Annotated in this window: 18 protein-coding genes and 1 pseudogene; all 19 read right to left on the bottom strand. The window is 51.5% G+C overall.

All coding sequences use genetic code 11. The features are described 5' to 3' along the window. Positions 1 to 56: 56 nt before the first annotated feature. On the bottom strand, positions 57 to 446 hold the full coding sequence (locus tag EA14781_RS06085; RefSeq protein ID WP_000901084.1) for a VOC family protein: 390 nt from the start codon (positions 444 to 446) through the stop codon (positions 57 to 59). 56 nt (positions 447 to 502) lie between these two features. Further along, positions 503 to 690 (bottom strand): annotated as a pseudogene (locus EA14781_RS24160) (Orn/Lys/Arg family decarboxylase); the annotation flags it as partial. Between the two features lie 109 nt (positions 691 to 799). Next, on the bottom strand, positions 800 to 1,759 hold the full coding sequence (accA, locus tag EA14781_RS06080) for an acetyl-CoA carboxylase carboxyl transferase subunit alpha (protein ID WP_000055744.1): 960 nt from the start codon (positions 1,757 to 1,759) through the stop codon (positions 800 to 802). 12 nt (positions 1,760 to 1,771) lie between these two features. Beyond that, entirely contained in the window at positions 1,772 to 5,254 is a 3,483-nt protein-coding gene (dnaE, locus tag EA14781_RS06075) for a DNA polymerase III subunit alpha (RefSeq protein WP_001294809.1), read from the bottom strand. 36 nt (positions 5,255 to 5,290) lie between these two features. Next, entirely contained in the window at positions 5,291 to 5,887 is a 597-nt protein-coding gene (gene rnhB / locus EA14781_RS06070; RefSeq protein WP_000569415.1) for a ribonuclease HII, read from the bottom strand. Then, complete coding sequence (lpxB, locus tag EA14781_RS06065) at positions 5,884 to 7,032, bottom strand: lipid-A-disaccharide synthase (protein WP_000840597.1); 1,149 nt, start codon at positions 7,030 to 7,032, stop codon at positions 5,884 to 5,886. Before lpxB ends, rnhB begins: the two co-directional genes overlap by 4 nt. Further along, positions 7,032 to 7,820, bottom strand: a complete 789-nt coding sequence (gene lpxA, locus EA14781_RS06060; protein WP_000566780.1) for an acyl-ACP--UDP-N-acetylglucosamine O-acyltransferase — start codon at positions 7,818 to 7,820, stop codon at positions 7,032 to 7,034. The genes lpxB and lpxA overlap by 1 nt, the downstream gene beginning before the upstream one ends. A gap of 3 nt (positions 7,821 to 7,823) precedes the next feature. Next, complete coding sequence (fabZ, locus tag EA14781_RS06055) at positions 7,824 to 8,279, bottom strand: 3-hydroxyacyl-ACP dehydratase FabZ (protein WP_000210739.1); 456 nt, start codon at positions 8,277 to 8,279, stop codon at positions 7,824 to 7,826. A 104-nt stretch (positions 8,280 to 8,383) separates the two neighbouring features. Then, a complete protein-coding gene (gene lpxD / locus EA14781_RS06050) occupies positions 8,384 to 9,409 on the bottom strand; it encodes a UDP-3-O-(3-hydroxymyristoyl)glucosamine N-acyltransferase (protein WP_001139292.1) in 1,026 nt (341 codons plus the stop codon). 3 nt (positions 9,410 to 9,412) lie between these two features. Further along, positions 9,413 to 9,898 carry a molecular chaperone Skp gene (gene skp / locus EA14781_RS06045; protein WP_000758953.1) on the bottom strand — a complete coding sequence of 162 codons (486 nt, stop codon included), beginning with the start codon at positions 9,896 to 9,898 and terminating at the stop codon, positions 9,413 to 9,415. Between the two features lie 122 nt (positions 9,899 to 10,020). After that, entirely contained in the window at positions 10,021 to 12,453 is a 2,433-nt protein-coding gene (bamA, locus tag EA14781_RS06040; RefSeq protein WP_001240910.1) for an outer membrane protein assembly factor BamA, read from the bottom strand. A gap of 29 nt (positions 12,454 to 12,482) precedes the next feature. Then, on the bottom strand, positions 12,483 to 13,835 hold the full coding sequence (rseP, locus tag EA14781_RS06035; protein WP_000948220.1) for a sigma E protease regulator RseP: 1,353 nt from the start codon (positions 13,833 to 13,835) through the stop codon (positions 12,483 to 12,485). A gap of 11 nt (positions 13,836 to 13,846) precedes the next feature. Then, positions 13,847 to 14,704: a phosphatidate cytidylyltransferase gene (gene cdsA, locus EA14781_RS06030; RefSeq protein WP_000922458.1), complete on the bottom strand. Its 858-nt coding sequence runs from the start codon at positions 14,702 to 14,704 to the stop codon at positions 13,847 to 13,849. A gap of 12 nt (positions 14,705 to 14,716) precedes the next feature. Then, positions 14,717 to 15,475, bottom strand: a complete 759-nt coding sequence (gene ispU, locus EA14781_RS06025; protein WP_010338877.1) for a (2E,6E)-farnesyl-diphosphate-specific ditrans,polycis-undecaprenyl-diphosphate synthase — start codon at positions 15,473 to 15,475, stop codon at positions 14,717 to 14,719. Between the two features lie 188 nt (positions 15,476 to 15,663). Then, positions 15,664 to 16,860: a 1-deoxy-D-xylulose-5-phosphate reductoisomerase gene (gene ispC, locus EA14781_RS06020; RefSeq protein ID WP_000811947.1), complete on the bottom strand. Its 1,197-nt coding sequence runs from the start codon at positions 16,858 to 16,860 to the stop codon at positions 15,664 to 15,666. Between the two features lie 91 nt (positions 16,861 to 16,951). Further along, positions 16,952 to 17,509, bottom strand: coding sequence for a ribosome recycling factor (gene frr, locus EA14781_RS06015; protein WP_000622416.1), 558 nt, complete (start codon positions 17,507 to 17,509; stop codon positions 16,952 to 16,954). Positions 17,510 to 17,842: 333 nt separating this feature from the next. Beyond that, entirely contained in the window at positions 17,843 to 18,568 is a 726-nt protein-coding gene (pyrH, locus tag EA14781_RS06010; protein WP_000224577.1) for a UMP kinase, read from the bottom strand. A gap of 146 nt (positions 18,569 to 18,714) precedes the next feature. After that, a complete protein-coding gene (gene tsf / locus EA14781_RS06005; protein ID WP_000818112.1) occupies positions 18,715 to 19,566 on the bottom strand; it encodes a translation elongation factor Ts in 852 nt (283 codons plus the stop codon). A gap of 257 nt (positions 19,567 to 19,823) precedes the next feature. Continuing rightward, on the bottom strand, positions 19,824 to 20,549 hold the full coding sequence (gene rpsB, locus EA14781_RS06000; protein ID WP_000246882.1) for a 30S ribosomal protein S2: 726 nt from the start codon (positions 20,547 to 20,549) through the stop codon (positions 19,824 to 19,826). Positions 20,550 to 20,652: the final 103 nt, after the last annotated feature.

Here is a 20,652-nt window from a genome sequence, read left to right as displayed (position 1 = left end):
TGCTTTATCGTGATGATGCCCGGCACGTTACCGGGCAAATGCCGTAATGACAAGCCTTACAGTTCGTACAATTCCAATGGTAATCCGTCAGGATCGTTAAAGAACGTGAAGCGTTTTTGCGTGTATGGATCGACACGTATCGCTTCACATTTCACATTATGACTTTCCAGGTGCGCCACCGCGTCATCAATATTATCAACGCTAAACGCCAGATGACGCAGGCCGCAAGCTTCTGGGCGACTGGGGCGTTCTGGCGGAAAAGGGAATGAGAAAAGCTCAATCACATACTGCCCATTAAGCGCCAAATCCCCTTTCCACGAATCTCGTTCTTCGCGATAGACTTCGCTTTGCAGCGTGAAACCGAGAATGTCGCAGTAGAAGGCTTTGCTCTGCGCATAATCCGTCGCAATAATCGCAATATGGTGAACCTGTTTTAACCCCAGCATAGCGTCTCCTTTATTTGTTAACTGCACGTTACTCGCCTCCTGGCTTGTCTGGCAAGTTATCCAGCTATTTTTAGCGCTCGTACGCGATAAACACCATCGTCATCCTGCTTCGCACCGTGAATATCCGTTGCGAAACCGGGGGAACTTTACCCACCGAACAAAGTAGCAGCAGAAAACCTGGCACCGCACAGCTCTTCTGGGTCAGTATTTCTCCCGGCATCAGTAGTGGCACGCCCGGAGGGTAAGAAGACGTCAGGTGTTCCTCCAGGAAAATCTTTCCTTAATCATAGCCAGCTCAAACTGCGGCGATAAAAAAAGGCCACCGAAGTGACCCTTTTCAGAACATTTACTGATTATGCGTAGCCGTAGCTCATCAGACGCTGATAACGACGATTTTTTAAATCTTCAGTGCTTAACACGTCGAGATCGGCCAGATCCGCCAGCAGTTGCGCTTTCAAAGATGCAGCCATCGCTTCCGGGTTACGGTGAGCGCCGCCCAGCGGTTCCGGGATGATGGAGTCAATCAGTTTCAGTTCTTTCAGACGCGGAGCGATGATCCCCATCGCTTCTGCCGCCAGAGGCGCTTTATCCGCGCTCTTCCAGAGGATAGAAGCACAACCTTCTGGCGAAATAACGGAATAGGTGCTGTATTGCAGCATATTTACTTTATCGCCCACGCCAATCGCCAGCGCGCCGCCGGAGCCACCTTCACCGATCACGGTGCAGATCACCGGTACGTTCAGACGAGACATTTCGCGCAGGTTGCGAGCAATAGCTTCAGACTGACCGCGCTCTTCTGCACCCACGCCAGGATAAGCGCCCGGAGTGTCGATAAAGGTGATGATTGGCATCTTAAAACGTTCAGCCATTTGCATCAGACGCAGTGCTTTGCGGTAACCTTCTGGCGCTGGCATACCAAAGTTACGACGAATTTTTTCTTTGGTTTCACGACCTTTTTGATGACCAATGATCATCACCGGACGACCGTCGAGACGGGCGATACCACCGACGATCGCTTTATCGTCTGCATACGCACGGTCGCCAGCCAGTTCGTCAAATTCATCAAATGCCAGGCGAACATAATCCAGGGTATAAGGGCGCTGCGGATGACGTGCCAGTTGGGCAATCTGCCATGCACCGAGATCGGCAAAGATTTTACGCGTCAGTTCTACGCTTTTTTCACGCAGACGATGCACTTCTTCATCGATATTAATATCCAGTTTCTCATCCTGGCGGCTAACCGCAGTCAGAGAATCGATTTTCGCTTCCAGCTCTGCAATCGGCTGTTCAAAATCAAGGAAATTCAGACTCATAGTATTCCTGTATTAGTCAAACTCCAGTTCCACCTGCTCCGAACCAATGAGGCCACGGAGATCGTTTAATAAACGATCGCTCGGAGAGACACGCCACGTCGCGCCAAAACGCAACCGCGCACGTGCATCCGTCCTCTGATAGTAGAGATGTACTGGAATTGTCCCAGAGCGGTGGGGTTCCAGAGACTGACGGAGTCGGTTTAAAAGCTGGTCATCAATTTGCCTGTCCGTCAGCGAGATAGCAAGCCCGCGAGCATATTTTTCCCGGGCTTCGTCAATATCCATCACTTCGCGAGCGGTCATTTTAAGCCCGCCGCTGAAGTCATCAAAGCTGACCTGTCCGCTGACGATAAGTATGCGGTCTTTTTCCAGCAATTGCTGGTATTTATCCAGGGCGTCAGTAAACAACATCACTTCGAGGCGCCCGGAACGGTCATCCAGCGTGCAGATACCGATACGATTACCGCGCTTGGTGACCATAACCCGCGCAGCAACAACAAGCCCGGCGGCCGTGGTGACTTTACCACGTTCTGTCGGGTGCATGTCTTTCAGCCTTACGCCTCCGACATAACGCTCAATCTCTTTTAAATACTGGTTGATAGGGTGTCCCGTCAGGTACAAACCCAACGTTTCGCGCTCCCCATCCAGCACCACCTGATCCGGCCACGGCTGGCAGCTGGCGTAGGATTGCTCAATTTGCTCCGGCTCTTCCGCCAGCACGCCAAACATATCGGCCTGACCGATGGCTTCCGCTTTCGCGTGTTGATCAGCCGCTTTTAACGCATCGCCCAGCGAGTTCATCAACGCGGCGCGGTGCGGCCCCAAGCGGTCAAACGCCCCGGACATGATTAGCTTTTCCAGCACTCGCCGGTTCAGCTTTTTAGTGTCGGTTCGGGCGCAGAGATCAAACAGTTCGCGGAAGTAGCCGCCTTTATTACGGGCTTCAATGATGGCCTCAATCGGGCCTTCCCCCACCCCTTTGATGGCGCCAATACCATACACGATTTCGCCGTCATCGTTGACGTGGAAATGGTAAAGACCCGAGTTTATATCTGGCGGCAGGATTTTCAGCCCCATCCGCCAGCACTCATCCACCAGACCCACCACCTTCTCGGTGTTGTCCATATCGGCGGTCATTACCGCCGCCATAAACTCTGCCGGGTAGTGCGCTTTCAGCCATAACGTTTGATATGACACCAAAGCATAGGCCGCAGAGTGCGATTTGTTAAATCCGTAACCAGCGAATTTCTCCACAAGATCGAAGATTTTCATCGCCAGTTCAGCGTTGATCCCGTTCTTTTCCGCACCTTCAGCAAATACAGAACGCTGCTTGGCCATCTCTTCTGGCTTTTTCTTACCCATCGCACGACGCAGCATATCTGCACCGCCGAGGGTATAGCCAGAAAGCACCTGGGCAATCTGCATGACCTGTTCCTGATACAGGATAATGCCGTAAGTCGGCTCCAGTACCGGTTTCAGGCTTTCATGCTGCCACTGCACGTCTGGATAGGAAATCTCTTCGCGACCATGTTTACGGTCGATAAAGTTATCCACCATCCCTGATTGCAACGGGCCGGGGCGGAACAGCGCCACCAGTGCGATCATATCTTCGAAGCAGTCAGGTTGCAGACGCTTGATCAGGTCTTTCATGCCGCGCGATTCAAGCTGGAATACCGCGGTGGTTTCCGAGCGTTGCAGCATGTCAAAACTTTTCTTGTCATCCAGCGGGATCGCGGCGATATCCAGCGGCGGCTCACCATTCTTCTCCCGCCGCTTATTGATCATCTCCAGCGCCCAGTTGATGATGGTGAGCGTACGCAGGCCAAGGAAGTCAAATTTCACCAACCCGGCGTATTCAACGTCGCTTTTATCAAACTGGGTGACCGGATGTTTACCCTCTTCATCGCAATAAAGCGGCGCAAAATCGGTAATTTTGGTCGGTGCGATAACCACCCCACCAGCATGTTTACCGGCGTTACGGGTAACCCCTTCCAGTTTGCGCGCCATGTCGATCAGCGCCTTAACTTCTTCATCCGCTTCATAGATTTCCGGCAGCTGCGGCTCTGCTTCAAACGCTTTCGCCAGCGTCATCCCCGGATCGGGCGGGATCAGTTTCGAGATACGATCAACAAAGCCGTACGGATGCCCCAGCACGCGGCCTACGTCGCGGATCACCGCTTTTGCCGCCATCGTACCGAAGGTGATAATCTGCGATACCGCATCGCGACCGTACATGTCCGCCACGTGTTCGATAACCTGGTCGCGTTTCTCCATACAGAAGTCAACGTCAAAGTCAGGCATGGAGACACGTTCCGGGTTAAGGAAACGTTCGAACAGCAGGTCAAACTCCAGCGGATCGAGGTCGGTAATTTTTAGCGCGTAGGCCACCAGTGACCCCGCACCTGAACCACGGCCCGGTCCTACCGGTACGCCGTTATCCTTCGACCACTGGATAAATTCCATTACGATAAGGAAGTAGCCGGGGAACCCCATCTGGTTGATAACCTGGAGTTCAGTATCCAGACGTACGTCATATTCCGGGCGCCGCTTAAGACGTTCTTCCTCGTCAGGGAATAAAAATGCCAGACGCTCTTCCAGCCCTTCTTTTGCACGTTTGATCAAATAATCTTCGGTGCTCATGTCCCCGGTCGGGAACTGCGGCAGGAAGTATTCACCAAGACGCACGGTCACGTTACAACGTTTGGCAATCTCAACGGTGTTGGCAAGGGCTTCGGGGATGTCGGCAAACAGCTCGCACATCTCCTCTTCGCTGCGCATATATTGCTGCGGCGAATAGTTACGCGGGCGTTTGGGATCGTCGAGAGTAAATCCATCATGAATGGCGACGCGGATTTCGTGTGCGTCAAAGTCGCTACTGTCGATAAAACGCACGTCGTTGGTCGCCACGACAGGCAAACCGCGCGCTTCCGCCAGTTCCACCGCCGCGTGCAGATAGCTTTCTTCGTCCGGCCTGCCAGTGCGAATCAGTTCGAGAAAATAACGATCCGGGAAATGTTCTTCATAAAAGGCGACACACTCATCTACCAGCGCACTGTTGCCACGCAAAAGGCTGCGACCAACGTCGCCCATGCGTCCACCGGAAAGAAGGATCAGTCCTTCGTTTAATTCGATAAGCCAGTCGCGATCGATGATTGGCCCGGCAGCACCATACCCGCGCTGATACGCTTTTGAGATCAGCAATGTCAGATTCTGATAGCCGGTATTGTTCGCAGCCAGCACTGTCAGGTGGGTTAACTCATCACCCAGCGGTTCGCTCTGGACGTTAAAATCCGCCCCGACGATGGGTTTAATCCCTGCACCATGTCCCGCTCCGTAGAACTTCACCAGACCGCAAAGGTTGGTGAAATCGGTGATCGCCAGTGCAGGCATACCCAACGCCGCCGCCTTTTTTACCAGCGGCGCGGTTTTGGCCAGGCCATCGATCATCGAGTAGTCGCTGTGCACCCGCAGGTGTACGAAACGTGGTTCAGACATCTTCAGATTCCGGTTTACTTAATCTCGACACAAGAATCAGGACGCAAGTCCCAGTGCGCGTTTGACAGGCCCAAAACTGCGCCGATGATGCTCAGTCGCACCGTATTCAGCCAGTTTTTCCAGATGAAAAGCCGTTGGATACCCTTTATGCTGGGCAAAACCATATTGCGGATATACGGTGTCCAGCGCTGCCATTTCAGCGTCACGCGTTACTTTCGCCAGAATAGACGCGGCGCTGATTTCCGGCACGCGGCTATCGCCTTTAACTACTGCCATCGACGGCACAGGCAATTTCGGACAGCGATTCCCATCAATCAATACATATTCCGGCGCAATATGTAGCCCAGCGACGGCACGCTGCATCGCCAGCATGGTCGCGTGTAAAATATTCAGCTCGTCGATTTCATGAGGCTCTGCGCGGCCCAGACTCCAGCTTAGCGCTTTTTCTTTGATCTCTTCGTACAGCGCCAGACGGCGTTTTTCGCTCAGCTTTTTGGAATCATTCAACCCGGCAATCGGACGCGCCGGATCGAGGATCACGGCAGCAGTAACAACCGCGCCAACCAACGGCCCACGCCCGACCTCATCCACACCCGCAACCAGGTTCGTGTGCGGATAAACAAATTCGATCATTGTGCTAACTCCAGAACGGCCTGTGCCGCCTGCTCATCGGCATTGCAGCGGATCTGCTGATGCAGTTCGCGGAAGGTGTCGTGCATCGTGTGACTGGTTTTACCATTTGCCAACAGCGGCAACAGCGCCGCAGCCAGTTTTTGCGGCTCACACTCTTCCTGCAATAACTCTTTGACTAACTCTCTTCCCGCCAGCAAGTTAGGCAGCGAGACATAATCCGTTTTTACCAATCGCTTTGCCAGCCAGAAGGTGAAAGGCTTCATACGATAGCCCACCACCATCGGGCATTTCGCCAGCATACACTCCAGTGCCGCCGTCCCCGATGCCAGCAGTGCCGCGTCGCTGGCGATCATCGCCTCACGGCCCATCCCATCCAGCAGATGAACCGAAAGATCCGGTGCGACTTCTGCTTTGATACGCTCAAATTGCTCGCGGCGTTTAGCATTTACCAGCGGCACCACGATCTCAAGATCAGGATACGTCTGGCGCAAAAGCTGAGCGGTTTTCAGAAAATCGGCGCTGAGCATCTCCACTTCCGCACCACGGCTGCCCGGTAACAACGCCAGACAGTGGACATCATGAGGGAGCCCCAACGCATCACGCGCGGCGTTTTTATCAGGATCTAACGGCATGGCATCAGCCATGGTGTGGCCGATAAAACGACACGGCACATTATATTTGTCATAAAACGCTTTTTCGAAAGGCAGAAAAGCAAGCACCAGATCGGTGGCTCTGCCTATTTTGAAAACGCGTTTCTGTCGCCACGCCCAAACGGACGGACTGACATAATGAATAGTTTTGATACCCTGCTTTTTGAGATTGCCTTCGAGGGTAATATTGAAGTCAGGCGCATCAATGCCGACAAAAACGTCTGGCTTCAGTTCGCCAAAACGCTTTGTCAGATCAGCACGAATATACAGCAAACGACGCAGGCGACCGAGCACTTCAACAATGCCCATCACCGCCAGCTCTTCCATTTCGTACCAGGCTTCGCAGCCCTCAGCCTGCATCCGCGGCCCGGCAACCCCCACAAAACGAGCGTTGGGCACACGTTCTTTCAGGGCACGGATTAAACCGGCGCCCAGAATATCGCCGGAGGTTTCTCCGGCGACCAGGGCAATCGTTAATGGACGCTGCTCAGCCATTAACGAATCAGACCGCGCGTTGAGCGAGCAAAGAAATCGGCAAAGGCTTTCACTTCCGGCCATGTTTCCGCCAGTTCAGCAATTTCCGGTTTCACTTCATCGAGCGTTTTACCGCTGCGATAAATCAGCTTGTACGCATTACGGATAGCGGTAATCGCCTCACGGCTAAATCCACGACGCTTTAACCCTTCGATGTTGACACCAAACGGCGTTGCGTGGTTACCCTGCGCAATAACATAAGGAGGGACGTCCTGTGCCACGCCGGAACAACCGCCAACCATCACGTGCGCACCAATGATGCAGAACTGATGGACTGCAGTCATACCGCCGATGATCGCAAAGTCGTCTACTGATACGTGCCCTGCCAGCGTTGCATTGTTGGCGAGGATGCAGCGGTTACCTACCGTACAATCGTGCGCGATATGCGCATTGATCATCAGTAAGTTGTCGCTGCCCACCTTCGTCAATCCACCGCCCTGGATTGTACCACGATGAATGGTGACGCTTTCGCGAATGCGGTTACGATCGCCGATTTCCACACGGGTCGGTTCGCCAGCATATTTCAGATCCTGGTTAACTTCGCCGATGGAGGCGAACTGATAAATCTCATTGTCGCGGCCAATTTTAGTATGACCATTCACGACAACATGAGATTTCAGTACGGTACCCTCACCAATTTCGACATGGGGTCCAACGATACAAAAAGGACCAATGTGGACGTTGGCGCCAATCGTCGCACCCTCTTCCACAATGGCGGTTGGATGCACAAAGGCGGAGTTATCAATCACGTATCAGGCCTCCCGGCTACGAGCACACATCATCGTTGCTTCGCAAACTACTTTACCGTCGACCAGAGCAACCCCTTTAAAACGGGTCAGGCCGCGGCGCGTTTTTTCGAAAGTGACTTCCATGATCATTTGATCGCCAGGCACGACCGGGCGCTTGAAACGCGCTTCGTCAATACCGGCGAAGTAGTACAGCTCGCCCGGTTCCAGTTTTCCTACGCTTTTAAACGCCAGAATACCCGTTGCCTGTGCCATAGCTTCCAGAATCAGCACGCCCGGGAAAATCGGTTTCCCAGGGAAATGGCCCTGGAAGAATGGCTCATTGACAGAGACATTTTTTACCGCGCGCAGAAAACGACCTTCTTCAAAATCCAGCACACGATCTACCAGTAAGAACGGAAAACGGTGCGGTAGAAGTTCTAAAATCTCTTCAATCTGCAGAGTATGAGTGTTAGTAGTCAAGATACTCTTCCTGTCAAAATATAAGAAACGACAATAATAACACGGCCTGCCACAATCGTAAGAATGAGACAGGCCGTAAAGCTTGGCGAACAAAAGATGGAACGTTAGTCTTGCTGATTAACTTTGCGCTCAAGCGCTTTCAGACGCTTGCTCATGTCATCAATGTTCATCACCAGTGCAGCGGTTTTGCGCCAGACTTTGTTGGGTTGCAGCGGAATGCCTGAGGAATAGACGCCAGGTTCTGTGATGGGACGCATCACCATACCCATGCCCGTAACCGTTACCTTATCGCATATTTCCATATGCCCGTTGATTACGCTGGCACCGCCAATCATGCAGTAACGACCAATTTTCAGGCTGCCCGCCATAATGACGCCACCGGCAACCGCCGTATTGTCGCCAATCACGACGTTATGTGCAATCTGACACTGGTTATCAATGATCACGCCATTGCCGATCACCGTGTCATCCAACGCGCCACGATCGATAGTGGTACATGCGCCGATCTCCACGCGATCGCCAATAATTACGCGACCAATTTGTGGGATCTTCACCCAGTTGCCACGATCGTTGGCATAACCAAAACCGTCCGCGCCTATCACAGTTCCTGACTGGATCAGGCAATTTTGGCCGATCTGGACTTCATGGTAAATGGTGACGTTTGCCCAAAGACGCGAGCCTGCGCCAATCTTACTGTTCTTACCAACGAAACAGCCAGCGCCGATAATCACGTTATCGCCTAACTCAACGCCGGACTCAATTACCGCGTTAGCGCCAATTGAGACATTGCTACCCAGCTTTGCCGTCGCGTCGATCACTGCACTGGGAGCGATGTTCTGCGCGGGCTGCGGCGTGGTATCTAAAATTTGCGCCATGCGCGCATAAGTCAGGTAGGGATTCTTCACTACCAGCGCGGCACTTTTCGCGAAAGGGAGATCGTCCTGGGTCATCACAACCGCAGACGCCTGGCACAAGCCTAAATGCTCACGGTATTTAGGATTAACCATGAACGTGATGTGACCTGTTTGTGCAGATTGCATGGACGCAACGCCGGTGATGACGATATCGCCATCACCGTGTAGTTCTGCATCCAACTGCTGCGCTAAATCAGCCAGTCGAATTGAAGGCATTACTTATTTAACCTGTTTCAGTACGTCGGCAGTGATGTCTTTTACATCGCTGCTGTTGTAAGCAACGGCGTTTGCATCAACAACCAGATCGATGCTCTGGCTGCTGGCAACGGATTTCACAGCAGTCTGGATACGAGTAACCAGTTTGCCGCGTTCTTCGTTGGAACGACGTGCGCGATCTTGCTCAAAGGCCTGTGCTTTCTGAGCAAAAGCCTGACGCTGAGCCATCACGTCTTTTTCCAGCTTAGTACGATCGCTGCCTGCTTTCATGGATTGCAGCTTTTTCATTTTAGCCTGTAGATCAGTTTCCATACGCTGTAGTTCGCTGGCACGGCCTTTGAACTCATTTTCCAGCGTGTTGGAAACTCCGGTTTTCTGTGCTACCTGCTGGAACAGGCTGCCCATATTGACGATTGCAATTTTGTCAGCCGCCTGAGCAGAAGTTGCCAGTGCTAAACCGAGACCTGCAGCTAATAACCACTTTTTCACAATAAACTCCTTACCATCCCATTTGCACCGGAAGGTGCAGTTCTTTGCGTGGCCCGGCGATCTTACACAAGATCGCCTAAAGTCATCGCTACACTACCACTACATTCCTTTGTGGAGAACACTTACCAGGTTTTACCGATGTTAAACTGGAACTGTTCTGCCTTGTCTCCATCGTACTTTTTGAACGGCTGGGCGTAGGAGAACACCAACGGCCCCAATGGGGACATCCATTGTAACGCGACACCCGCAGACATACGGATATTGCCTGGATCACTATAGTCCGGATATCCAGAATATTGGCTGGAATCCCAGTTTGTATCCCAAACAGTCCCCATATCCCAGAAGAAGGAGGTACGGACCGAGTTGGCATACTTGTCGCTAATGAACGGCGTCGGGGTAATGAATTCGAGGCTGGCAACCGCCATGGCGTTACCCCCTACGGCATCATTAGATTTACACAGGTCTTTCGCTCCGTCCTGTGTCGCACATTCGTAGTCGTAGTCTGGATCATAGTTACTGGCCTGATGCGGGAAGTAGACCGCTTTTGGACCAATGGTGTTAGACTGGAAGCCACGCACGGTGCTGGAGCCACCGGCATAGAAGTTCTCATAGAACGGCATCTCTTTACCGCCTAAACCATCACCATAGCCCCAGCGAGTACGTCCCAGAACAACCCATTTGTGATCATCGTCGATCGGTACATAGGTCGCCGTATCTAACGTCACTTTGTAGTATTCGTTATCCGATCCAGGAATGGTTACTTTACCCGTCAGGTTGACGCGCGAACCATCGGTCGGGAAGTAACCACGGTCGAGCTTGTTATAGGTCCAACCATAGTTGAACGTAAAGTCGTCTGTTTTGAAGCTGTTATCTTGGTTAGCGGTGCTCGGATGTTCACCCATGGAGTAGAGATAACGCCACATCGCAACCTGCGGCTGCATATTGGACAAGGAGTTATGTACATAACCCAGACCCGCACGCAGGGAGTTATATTCGTTAATCGGGAAGCCCAGCGTTACATCTGTACCATAACTCTTGTTGGTATAGTCGGACAGGTCGGCGTCATCTGCCTGGAAGTCATTGTAGAAGAGACGACCGCCAAGGCTTACGCCATCTACAGTGAAGTATGGGTTAGTTACCGACAGTTCAGCATAGGTCTGGTAATCATTTTTAGTACCGTTGATACCTACAGCATAACCCGTACCTAACCAGTTATCCTGCTGCACGCCAGCCTGGAAACTCACGCCACTTTCTGTGCCGTAGCCAATACCAAAGTTGAAGCTACCGGTGTTACGTTCTTTCACTTTGTAGACCACGTCAACCTGGTCCGGGCTACCCGGAACACGCTGAGTGTCTGTATCAACAGTTTCAAAGAAGCCCAGACGATTCAGACGCTCTTTACCCTGATCGACCAGATCGCTACCCAACCAGGCACCTTCCATCTGGCGCATTTCACGGCGCAGAACAGCATCTTTGGACGTATCGTTGCCTTCAAAGCGGATCTTACGAACGTAGAAGCGGTTACCCGCATCAACATTCACATGTAATTTAACGGTTTTGTCAGCATCGTTAATTTCAGGCTGCGACTGTACACGTGGGTAGGCATAACCATAGCGACCAAGAAGCTTTTTAATATCATCTTCCATTTTGGTCACTTTGGTGCCGTTATACAGCTCACCCGGCTCGATCTTAGTTAGCTGCTCAATTTCCGCAGAGTGTCCGGCAAGGTTGCCGCTTACTTCAACGCCAGAGAGCTTGTATTGATCGCCTTCGGTGATGTTGACCGTGACGTAAATACCTTTTTTATCCGGGGTCAAACTGACCTGGGTAGAGTCGATGTTGAAACGTGCATAACCGCGATCCAGATAGTAACTACGCAGGGTCTCAAGGTCCCCCGCCAGTTTCTGTTTCTGGTATTTACGATCGCCTACCACGTTCCACCACGGCACTTCGTCACGCAACTGGAAATGAGAGATCAGTTCATCGGTAGTGAAAGCATGGTTACCAACGATATTGATTTGCTGGATTTCCGCTGACACACCTTCCTGGAACACCAGTTTAAGGTCAACACGGTTACGCGGCAGAGGAGTCACGACAGCCTTAACGCTGGCGCTATATTTACCGACGCTGTAGTAGAAGTCTTCCAGACCTTTTTCGATATCAGCAATGGTGGTGCGATCGAGAGATTCGCCCACACGCACGCCAGAAGCCTCGAGGTTTTGCTTCAGCATGTCATCTTTCACCGATTTGTTACCGGAGAAAGTGATGCTGGCAATGGTCGGGCGTTCTTTTACCTGAACCAGGAGGGTATCACCATCACGAAGGACACGAACATCCTCAAAGTTGCCGGTAGCAAACAGAGCGCGAATGGTATTACTGATATCTTCATCATTAACCGTGTCGCCTGTGCGCACCGGCATACTGAGGAGGGCCGCACCAACGGCGACACGCTGAAGGCCTTCGAAATGAATGTCTTTCACTACGAACCCTTCAGCACCGTATACGGTGGCGCTGCTAAACAGCAGCGACGCTATGAGCAACTTTTTCATCGCCATCGTTATTATGCGTTCTTCCTAACTAACTCTCATAACCGAGAGAAATCATTGAAAAGTGCAAGCCCCATTAACAGCACCAGCAAAATCGAGCCGATGCGATAACAAAAGTCTTGAACCCGCTCGGATACCGGTCCGCCCTTGATCTTTTCGATCGCAAGGAACAGCAGATGCCCCCCGTCAAGCACGGGCAACGGAAACAGGTTGATTATCCCTAAGTTCACGCTAATAAGCGCAAGAAACGGCAGGTAATAAACAACCCCGAGTTCCGCTGTCATCCCAGCCCCCTTGGCGATAGAGATCGGCCCACTGAGGTTGTTCAGCTTCACATCACCGGTGATCAATTTTCCCAGCATACTGACCGTCAGCTTCATCAGCTGCCACGTTTTATCCGTGGCTTCGACGACAGCGTTGAACGGCCCATACTGGCGTACAACTTTATACTCATCTGGCAAAGGAATGACTTTCGGTTCAATGCCGACAAAACCAATCGCCTTACCATTACCCGGTTTGCTCTCCGGGACTAATGTCAAAGACAAGGGACTTCCCTGCCTTTCGATATCCAATGTCAGAGGTTTGCCCGGGTTATCCCGGACAAGCATCACAAACGCCACCCATTGTGTTAATGGCTGACCATCGACTTTAACGATCCTGTCGCCTGCTTGCAAACCGGCCTTACTTGCCGCTGAGTTTGGCTGCACATTTTCCAGTACAGGTTCAATTTGCGGCCCACGAGGACGAATCCCTAGCGAAGATACCGGATCTTCTTTGTCTGGCTCAAACGCCCACTGACGTAAATCGAGCTTTACATCCCGCCGCTGGTCGCTGCCAAATGGCGCTACCGTGATAGTGGTACTTTCATCGCCAATTTTATCGACCAGTTGCAAACGCACGGCATCCCAATCAGGCGTTTCGATACCATCGATGGCTTTTAGTTCCGTACCAGGTGCAATTTGTGCTTCCGCAGCTATCGAGTTGGGCGATATTTCGCCAACTACCGGACGAACGCCGGGCACGCCAAGGATAAAAACCAACCAGTAGGCAAAGATAGCAAAAATGAAGTTTGCAACCGGACCTGCGGCAATAATCGCCGCACGTTGACCGACAGATTTATTATTGAAAGCCTGGTGGCGAAACTCTGGAGCGACCGGTTCTGCCCGCTCATCCAGCATTTTGACATAACCGCCCAAAGGGATCAGGGCGATGACATACTCGGTACCAAGTTTGTCAGTACGGCGCCAGAGCGCCTTACCAAAACCTATTGAGAAACGCTCAACGCGAACACCACAACGCCGGGCAACCCAGAAATGACCAAATTCATGCACGGTGATAAGTACACCCAGCGCAACAATGAACGAAGCCAAATCCCAGAGAAAACTCAGCATAATACCTTCCGTTAAAGCGTCTTGAATACCAACAACAACAGGCAAGCAAAGACCGGCACCGCAGCCGTCAGGCTATCAATACGATCTAAAATACCGCCGTGTCCTGGAATTAAATGACCGCTGTCCTTGATTCCTGCTTCACGCTTAAACATGCTCTCGGTCAAATCACCGAGCACAGAGGCTAACGCTGCGACAATGGAGCAAATGAGCAAGGTGACAGGCGCAACATCGAGATTCGCCCACATCCCATAACCCCATGAGATGACTGCTGCGGTAGCAAGTCCACCGATAAAGCCCTGCCAGGTTTTGCCCGGAGAAACCTTCGGCGCCAGCTTATGTTTGCCAAATAATTTGCCAAACATATATGCCCCGGAATCAGCCCCCCAAACCAGGATCATGACATAGAGCAACCATATCGCGCCACTGTAATGATTTTCGTCATAGTGCCAGGCCCGTAATGCCAGCATGCCCCAAAAGAAGGGAACAATGGTTAATATGCCAAAGATAATGCGCAACGTTCTGGAGTTACGCCAGATCGCCGCGGAACCGGGATAGAATAACACCAACAGTAATGCGACACCCCACCAGCCAAGCGATGCCCAAAGCGAGGCTTCAACCAGCAGTTGATGAATATTTCGGTGATATTCCGGCAACAGAAAAAGCATCAGCGCTAGTAATAAACCGCACAACAACGCCAGCCAAACTCGCTGCGAGCGAGTGGTAAAACCGCTAAGCTGTCCCCATTCCCATGCCGCCAACATACTGACAACCAACGTAACAATGGCGAACCCCACCGGCGGCAACAGAAACAACGCCGCGATGACAACGGGTATTAAAACAAAAGCAGAAATCAGGCGATACTTCAGCAAAAGCGACCCCCATCAGGCTGTTTCATCACCGGGCTCGGTGCCGCCGAAACGACGCTCTCGATTAGCAAAGGCATTTAGCGCCCCTTCAAAGTCTTGTTCATCGAAATCGGGCCAGAGAACATCCGTAAAGTAAAGTTCGGCATAGGCAATTTGCCAAAGCAAAAAGTTACTAATGCGATGTTCTCCCCCAGTCCTAATTACTAAATCTACAGGGGCCAGTTCATGCATACAGACATGCTGGTTGAGCATATCTTCATCTATCTGAGCCGGTTGCAGGTTTCCTTGCTGCACCTTTTCAGCCAGTTGCCTGACTCCCTGGACGATATCCCAGCGTCCACCGTAGTTCGCTGCAATATTCAGCGTCAGGCCCGTATTCCCGGCAGTTAACGCTTCAGATTTACGAATACGTTCTTGCAAACGCGAGTTAAAACGACTGGTATCGCCAATAATACGCAGACGCACGTTATGTCGGTGCAGGCTTTTTACTTCGCTATCGAGCGCCCACACAAACAGTTCCATTAACGCACTGACTTCCTGCGCTGGTCGGTTCCAGTTTTCACTACTAAAGGCATACAGCGTTAGCGCCTCAATACCGTTGTTGGCCGCAAAAGAGACAGCCCGGCGGACGGATTTTGCCCCGGCCTTATGCCCAAAGGCACGAATCTTCCCTTGCTTTTTTGCCCAGCGACCATTGCCATCCATAATGATCGCAACATGACGACAGCCATGAGCTGGCATTTTTTCGCTAAGTGGTTGAGTAGCAGACAACATCACGCGTTTCTTATTCCCTGACAGGGTTTACGGTACTCAGGAATACTGAAGCCTATACAAAAAAAAGCCGTGTCAAACCACGGCATATCTGATCTTATAAAGCCGACTAATTAGGATCAGATGGCGCAGACTATATCACTGAAGCCCTACGCTAACAAATAGCACGACTCTCTGTAGCCGGATTATCCTCAGCTTGCGAGACGCATCACCTCTTTTCTGGCGACATCACGCGCACTGGCATCGACAGACAACACATCTTCCACACATTGCGGTTCGCGCAGATCCATTTTTTCCAGAACGGATAAATTCAACGCAGCGATATCCGTAAAGCGGATTTGTTGCGCAAGAAATGCTGCAACGGTGATTTCGTTTGCGGCATTTAATGCGGTGGTCGCTGCCTGGCCTTGTTCGAACGCTTCCATAGCCAGTTTCAGGCACGGATAACGCTCATAATCCGGTGCGGCAAATGTCAATGCGCTCAGCTTGCAAAAATCGAGCGGCTTCACGCCAGAATTCACACGATTCGGCCATGCCATGGTGTGGGCAATTGGCGTGCGCATGTCAGGTTCTCCCAGTTGCGCCAGAACACTGCCATCCTGATAACGCACCATAGAGTGAATCACTGACTGCGGGTGAAGCAGCACTTCCATCTGGCTGGCGCTGGCGTTAAACAACCAACGCGCTTCAATGTACTCGAGACCTTTGTTCATCATGGTCGCCGAATCGACGGAGATTTTACGTCCCATCGACCAGTTTGGATGACGGCAGGCTTGATCGGGCGTCATTGTTGCCAGTTCGCACAATGGCGTCTCACGGAAAGGGCCACCAGACCCGGTAAGTAAAATGGACACCACCCCATTTTGCGCAAGGTCAGCGTATCCCAGATTATGCTGGATAGGTTGCGGTAAACTCTGAAAAATAGCGTTATGTTCGCTATCGACAGGCAAAAGTTGAGCTTTACATTGTTTTACCGCGTCCATAAACAGACGTCCGCAGGTAACCAATGACTCCTTGTTTGCCAGCAAAATAGTTTTACCCGCGCGGATGGCTGCAAGTGTAGGAAGTAATCCCGCTGCGCCAACAATCGCCGCCATCACTTGATCAACATCCTCAAGCGCCGCCATATCGCAGGCTGCTTGCTGGCCGCTTAAGACTTCAGTGCGGCTACCGTGTTGTCGGAGCGTCGTTTTGAGAAGATTTGCACTCGCCTCATCATCCATTACGGCATAGCGCGGAGAGAATTCCAGGCACTGTTCTACCATACGAGTGACATTTTTGCCTGCCACCAGCGCAACTACGCGGAAGTGTTCGGGATTATGGCGCACCACGTCCAGCGTGCTGCAACCAATCGAGCCGGTTGAGCCCAGAATGGTGAGTTGCTTCATGAAACATCCAACGTTGAGACAGAATAAAAAGCAAAACGCCGCCAGCCGATCCGCAAGGATCTACTGAGCGGCGTTTTTGTCGTGTAAGAAATCAGAACTGCATCAGTTCTGCTTCTTTGTCTGCCAGCGCCGCTTCAATTTTCTTGATTGCAGCATCAGTCAGTTTCTGTACATCATCCTGAGAACGGCGATCGTCATCTTCGCTGATCTCTTTTTCTTTCAACAGTGCTTTCACTTTGTCGTTCGCGTCACGGCGCACGTTACGGACTGCAACACGCGCTTGTTCTGCTTCACCACGAACGATTTTGGTCAGATCTTTACGACGTTCTTCCGTCAGCGGCGGCAGCGGAACACGAATGTCGCTACCCGCAGAGTTCGGGTTCAGGCCGAGATCGGACGCCATAATCGCTTTTTCAACGGCCGCAGACATTGAACGATCAAACACGTTGATTTTCAGAGTACGGGAATCTTCTACCGTTACGCTTGCCAGCTGACGCAGCGGCGTCGGCGTGCCGTAATATTCCACGACAATGCCATCCAGCAGGCTGGGAGAAGCACGACCCGTGCGTATTTTGCTGATTTGGGTTTTGAACGCTTCTACGCATTTGTCCATGCGTACTTCAGCATCTTTTCTGATATCGCTAATCACGTTACGAATCCTTGAAAACTTGTCTCAGTCAGACCAGACAGTCACACACAGTGGAAGTGTGCTAAGTATAGCCCTGATTAAACATATTACGGGTAATCGTCTGGATTATTAGGCTATTTTATTTGCCATTTTGGCCCCAGGCTGTGCTCGCACCAAACGCTTAAGAATGTTGAACGCCCTTCAGGGCGACCCGAAGAACGCATAATCCTCACGTACTTTTGTTTGCTGCGCGCTGGCCGTGACCAAACTGCCTGCAACAATAACACCTTATAATCAGACTTACGCCCCGCGATACTTACGCGGAATCTTACCCTTATTTATCCATCACGGGAATTATTCCGTGATTAAAGTCCCTTCTTTTTCACCCATTACCACACGGCGCAGCGCACCCGGTTTATTCATGTTGAAAACACGAATCGGCAATTTGTGGTCACGAGCCAGCGTAAAGGCAGCCAGGTCCATCACTTTCAGCTCTTTTTCCAGCACTTCGCTGTAGGTCAACTGCTCGTACATAGTTGCAGTTGGATCTTTCGCCGGGTCAGCGGTAAACACGCCATCAACTTTGGTCGCTTTCAGTACCACGTCGGCTTCAATTTCAATACCACGCAGACAAGCAGCAGAGTCGGTGGTAAAGAATGGGTTGCCCGTACCGGCGGAGAGAATCACCACACGGTTGTTACGCAACAGGCTGATGGCTTCTGCCCAGCTATAGCTGTCGCACACGCCATTCAATGGAATAGCAGACATCAGACGAGCGTTCACATAGGCGCGGTGCAGCGCATCACGCATTGCCAGACCGTTCATAACAGTAGCCAGCATGCCCATGTGGTCGCCCACAACGCGGTTCATACCCGCTTTCGCCAGACCAGCGCCACGGAACAGGTTACCCCCACCAATCACCACACCAACCTGAACACCCAGTTCAACCAGTTCTTTGATTTCCTGAGCCATGCGATCCAGTATGCTTGCATCAATACCGAAGCCTTCCGTGCCCTGCAGAGCTTCGCCACTCAACTTAAGCAGAATGCGTTTATAGACGGGTTTTGCATTGGTAGCCATGTTTCTTTCCTGAGACTGTCAACGATTGAAATGAATTAATACCGACGACATCGTATGTCGCTTTTCAGCGCCCCCCCATAAGGGTTAGCTGAATTTACAAGATGGGCGCAAAAAGAAGCCGCCCTCAGGCGGCTCCTTTTCGATAATTAAGACTGCTTGGACATCGCAGCAACTTCTGCTGCAAAGTCAGTCTCAACTTTCTCGATGCCTTCACCCACTTCGAAGCGGATGAAACCAGTCACTTCAGCGTTATGCTCTTTCAGCAGCTGACCAACAGTTTTTGCCGGTTCCATAACGAACGGCTGACCGGTCAGAGAAACTTCGCCGGTGAATTTCTTCATGCGGCCTTCAACCATTTTCTCTGCGATTTCTTTCGGCTTACCAGACTGCATCGCGATGTCCAGCTGAACCTGGTATTCTTTCTCTACCACTTCAGCGGATACGTCTTCCGGCTTGATGAATTCTGGCTTGCTGGCAGCAACGTGCATAGCGATGTGTTTAACCAGCTCTTCGTCAGCGCCTTTAGCAGCAACCAGAACGCCGATACGCGCACCGTGCTGATAAGAACCCAGAACATCGCCTTCCAGTGCAGCAACACGACGAATGTTGATGTTTTCACCGATTTTCGCAACCAGTGCAACACGCTCTTCTTCGAACTGAGCTTTCAGAACTTCAACGTCAGTGATTTTGCCAGCAACAGCTGCATCCAGAACTTTGTCTGCGAACGCCTGGAAACCAGCGTCTTTTGCTACGAAGTCAGTCTGGCAGTTCACTTCCAGAATGATGCCGTAGTTGCCGTCGATTTTGGTTTTGATCACGCCGTCAGCAGCAACGTTGCCTGCTTTTTTCGCTGCTTTAATAGCACCGGACTTACGCATGTTTTCGATTGCCAGCTCGATGTCGCCGTTAGCTTCAGTCAGTGCTTTTTTGCAATCCATCATGCCTGCGCCAGTACGCTCACGCAGCTCTTTTACCAGGGATGCGGTAATTTCAGCCATTCTAAAATCCTCGGAGATGTGATCTGCCCGGCATTAAACCGCACAGATATAAAAGTGAAAAAGGGGGCCATATGCAGGCCCCCTAACCAAACGTGTACTACCTGGTCTATAAGGGCTCTCCCCCTTCATCTTTCGCGCCGCAGATGCGTTGTCTTCGCTCGCTCATCCCGCTCACTTACTGATGTAAGCTCCCGGGAATTCTCGAGCTTGCCGCCTTTCTGCAACTCGAACTATTTTGGGGGAGTTATCAAGCCTTATTACTCAGCTTCTACGAAGCTTTCTTCCGCCTGAGAAGCCAGATCCTGAGAACGGCCTTCACGTACGGTTGCAGCAACAGCGCCCAGGTACAGGGTCACAGCACGGATTGCGTCGTCGTTACCCGGGATAACGAAGTCAACACCGTCCGGATCAGAGTTGGTATCAACGATAGCAAATACCGGAATACCCAGGTTGTTTGCTTCTTTGATAGCAATGTGTTCGTGGTCAGCATCGATTACAAACAGAGCGTCCGGCAGACCGCCCATGTCTTTGATACCGCCCAGGCTGTTTTCCAGTTTCTCCAGCTCACGAGTGCGCATCAGCGCTTCTTTCTTGGTCAGCTTGTCGAAAGTACCGTCCTGAGACTGAGTTTCCAGGTCTTTCAGACGTTTGATGGACTGACGAACGGTTTTCCAGTTAGTCAGCATACCGCCCAGCCAGCGATGGTTCACGAAGAACTGGTCGCAGCTCAGAGCAGCGTCTTTCACCGCTTCGCTTGCAGCGCGTTTAGTACCAACGAAAAGGATTTTACCTTTGCGAGAAGCAATCTTGTTCAGTTCAGCCAGAGCTTCGTTGAACATCGGTACAGTTTTCTCAAGGTTGATGATGTGAACTTTGTTACGCGCACCGAAGATGAACGGCTTCATTTTCGGGTTCCAGTAACGAGTCTGGTGACCGAAGTGAACACCAGCCTTGAGCATGTCGCGCATGGAAACAGTTGCCATGATTAAAACCTCTATATAAAAGTTGGGGTTATGCCTCCACGTATCCCATATTACCGACCCCAAAGGGCACCCCGGAATATGTGCCGATACGTGTGTGTTGTTA

The organism is Escherichia albertii NBRC 107761 = DSM 17582, from assembly GCF_000759775.1.
GTDB lineage: Bacteria > Pseudomonadota > Gammaproteobacteria > Enterobacterales > Enterobacteriaceae > Escherichia > Escherichia albertii.
Note: the sequence above shows the minus strand (reverse complement) of the source record. Positions and strands in the feature narration are given on the sequence as shown.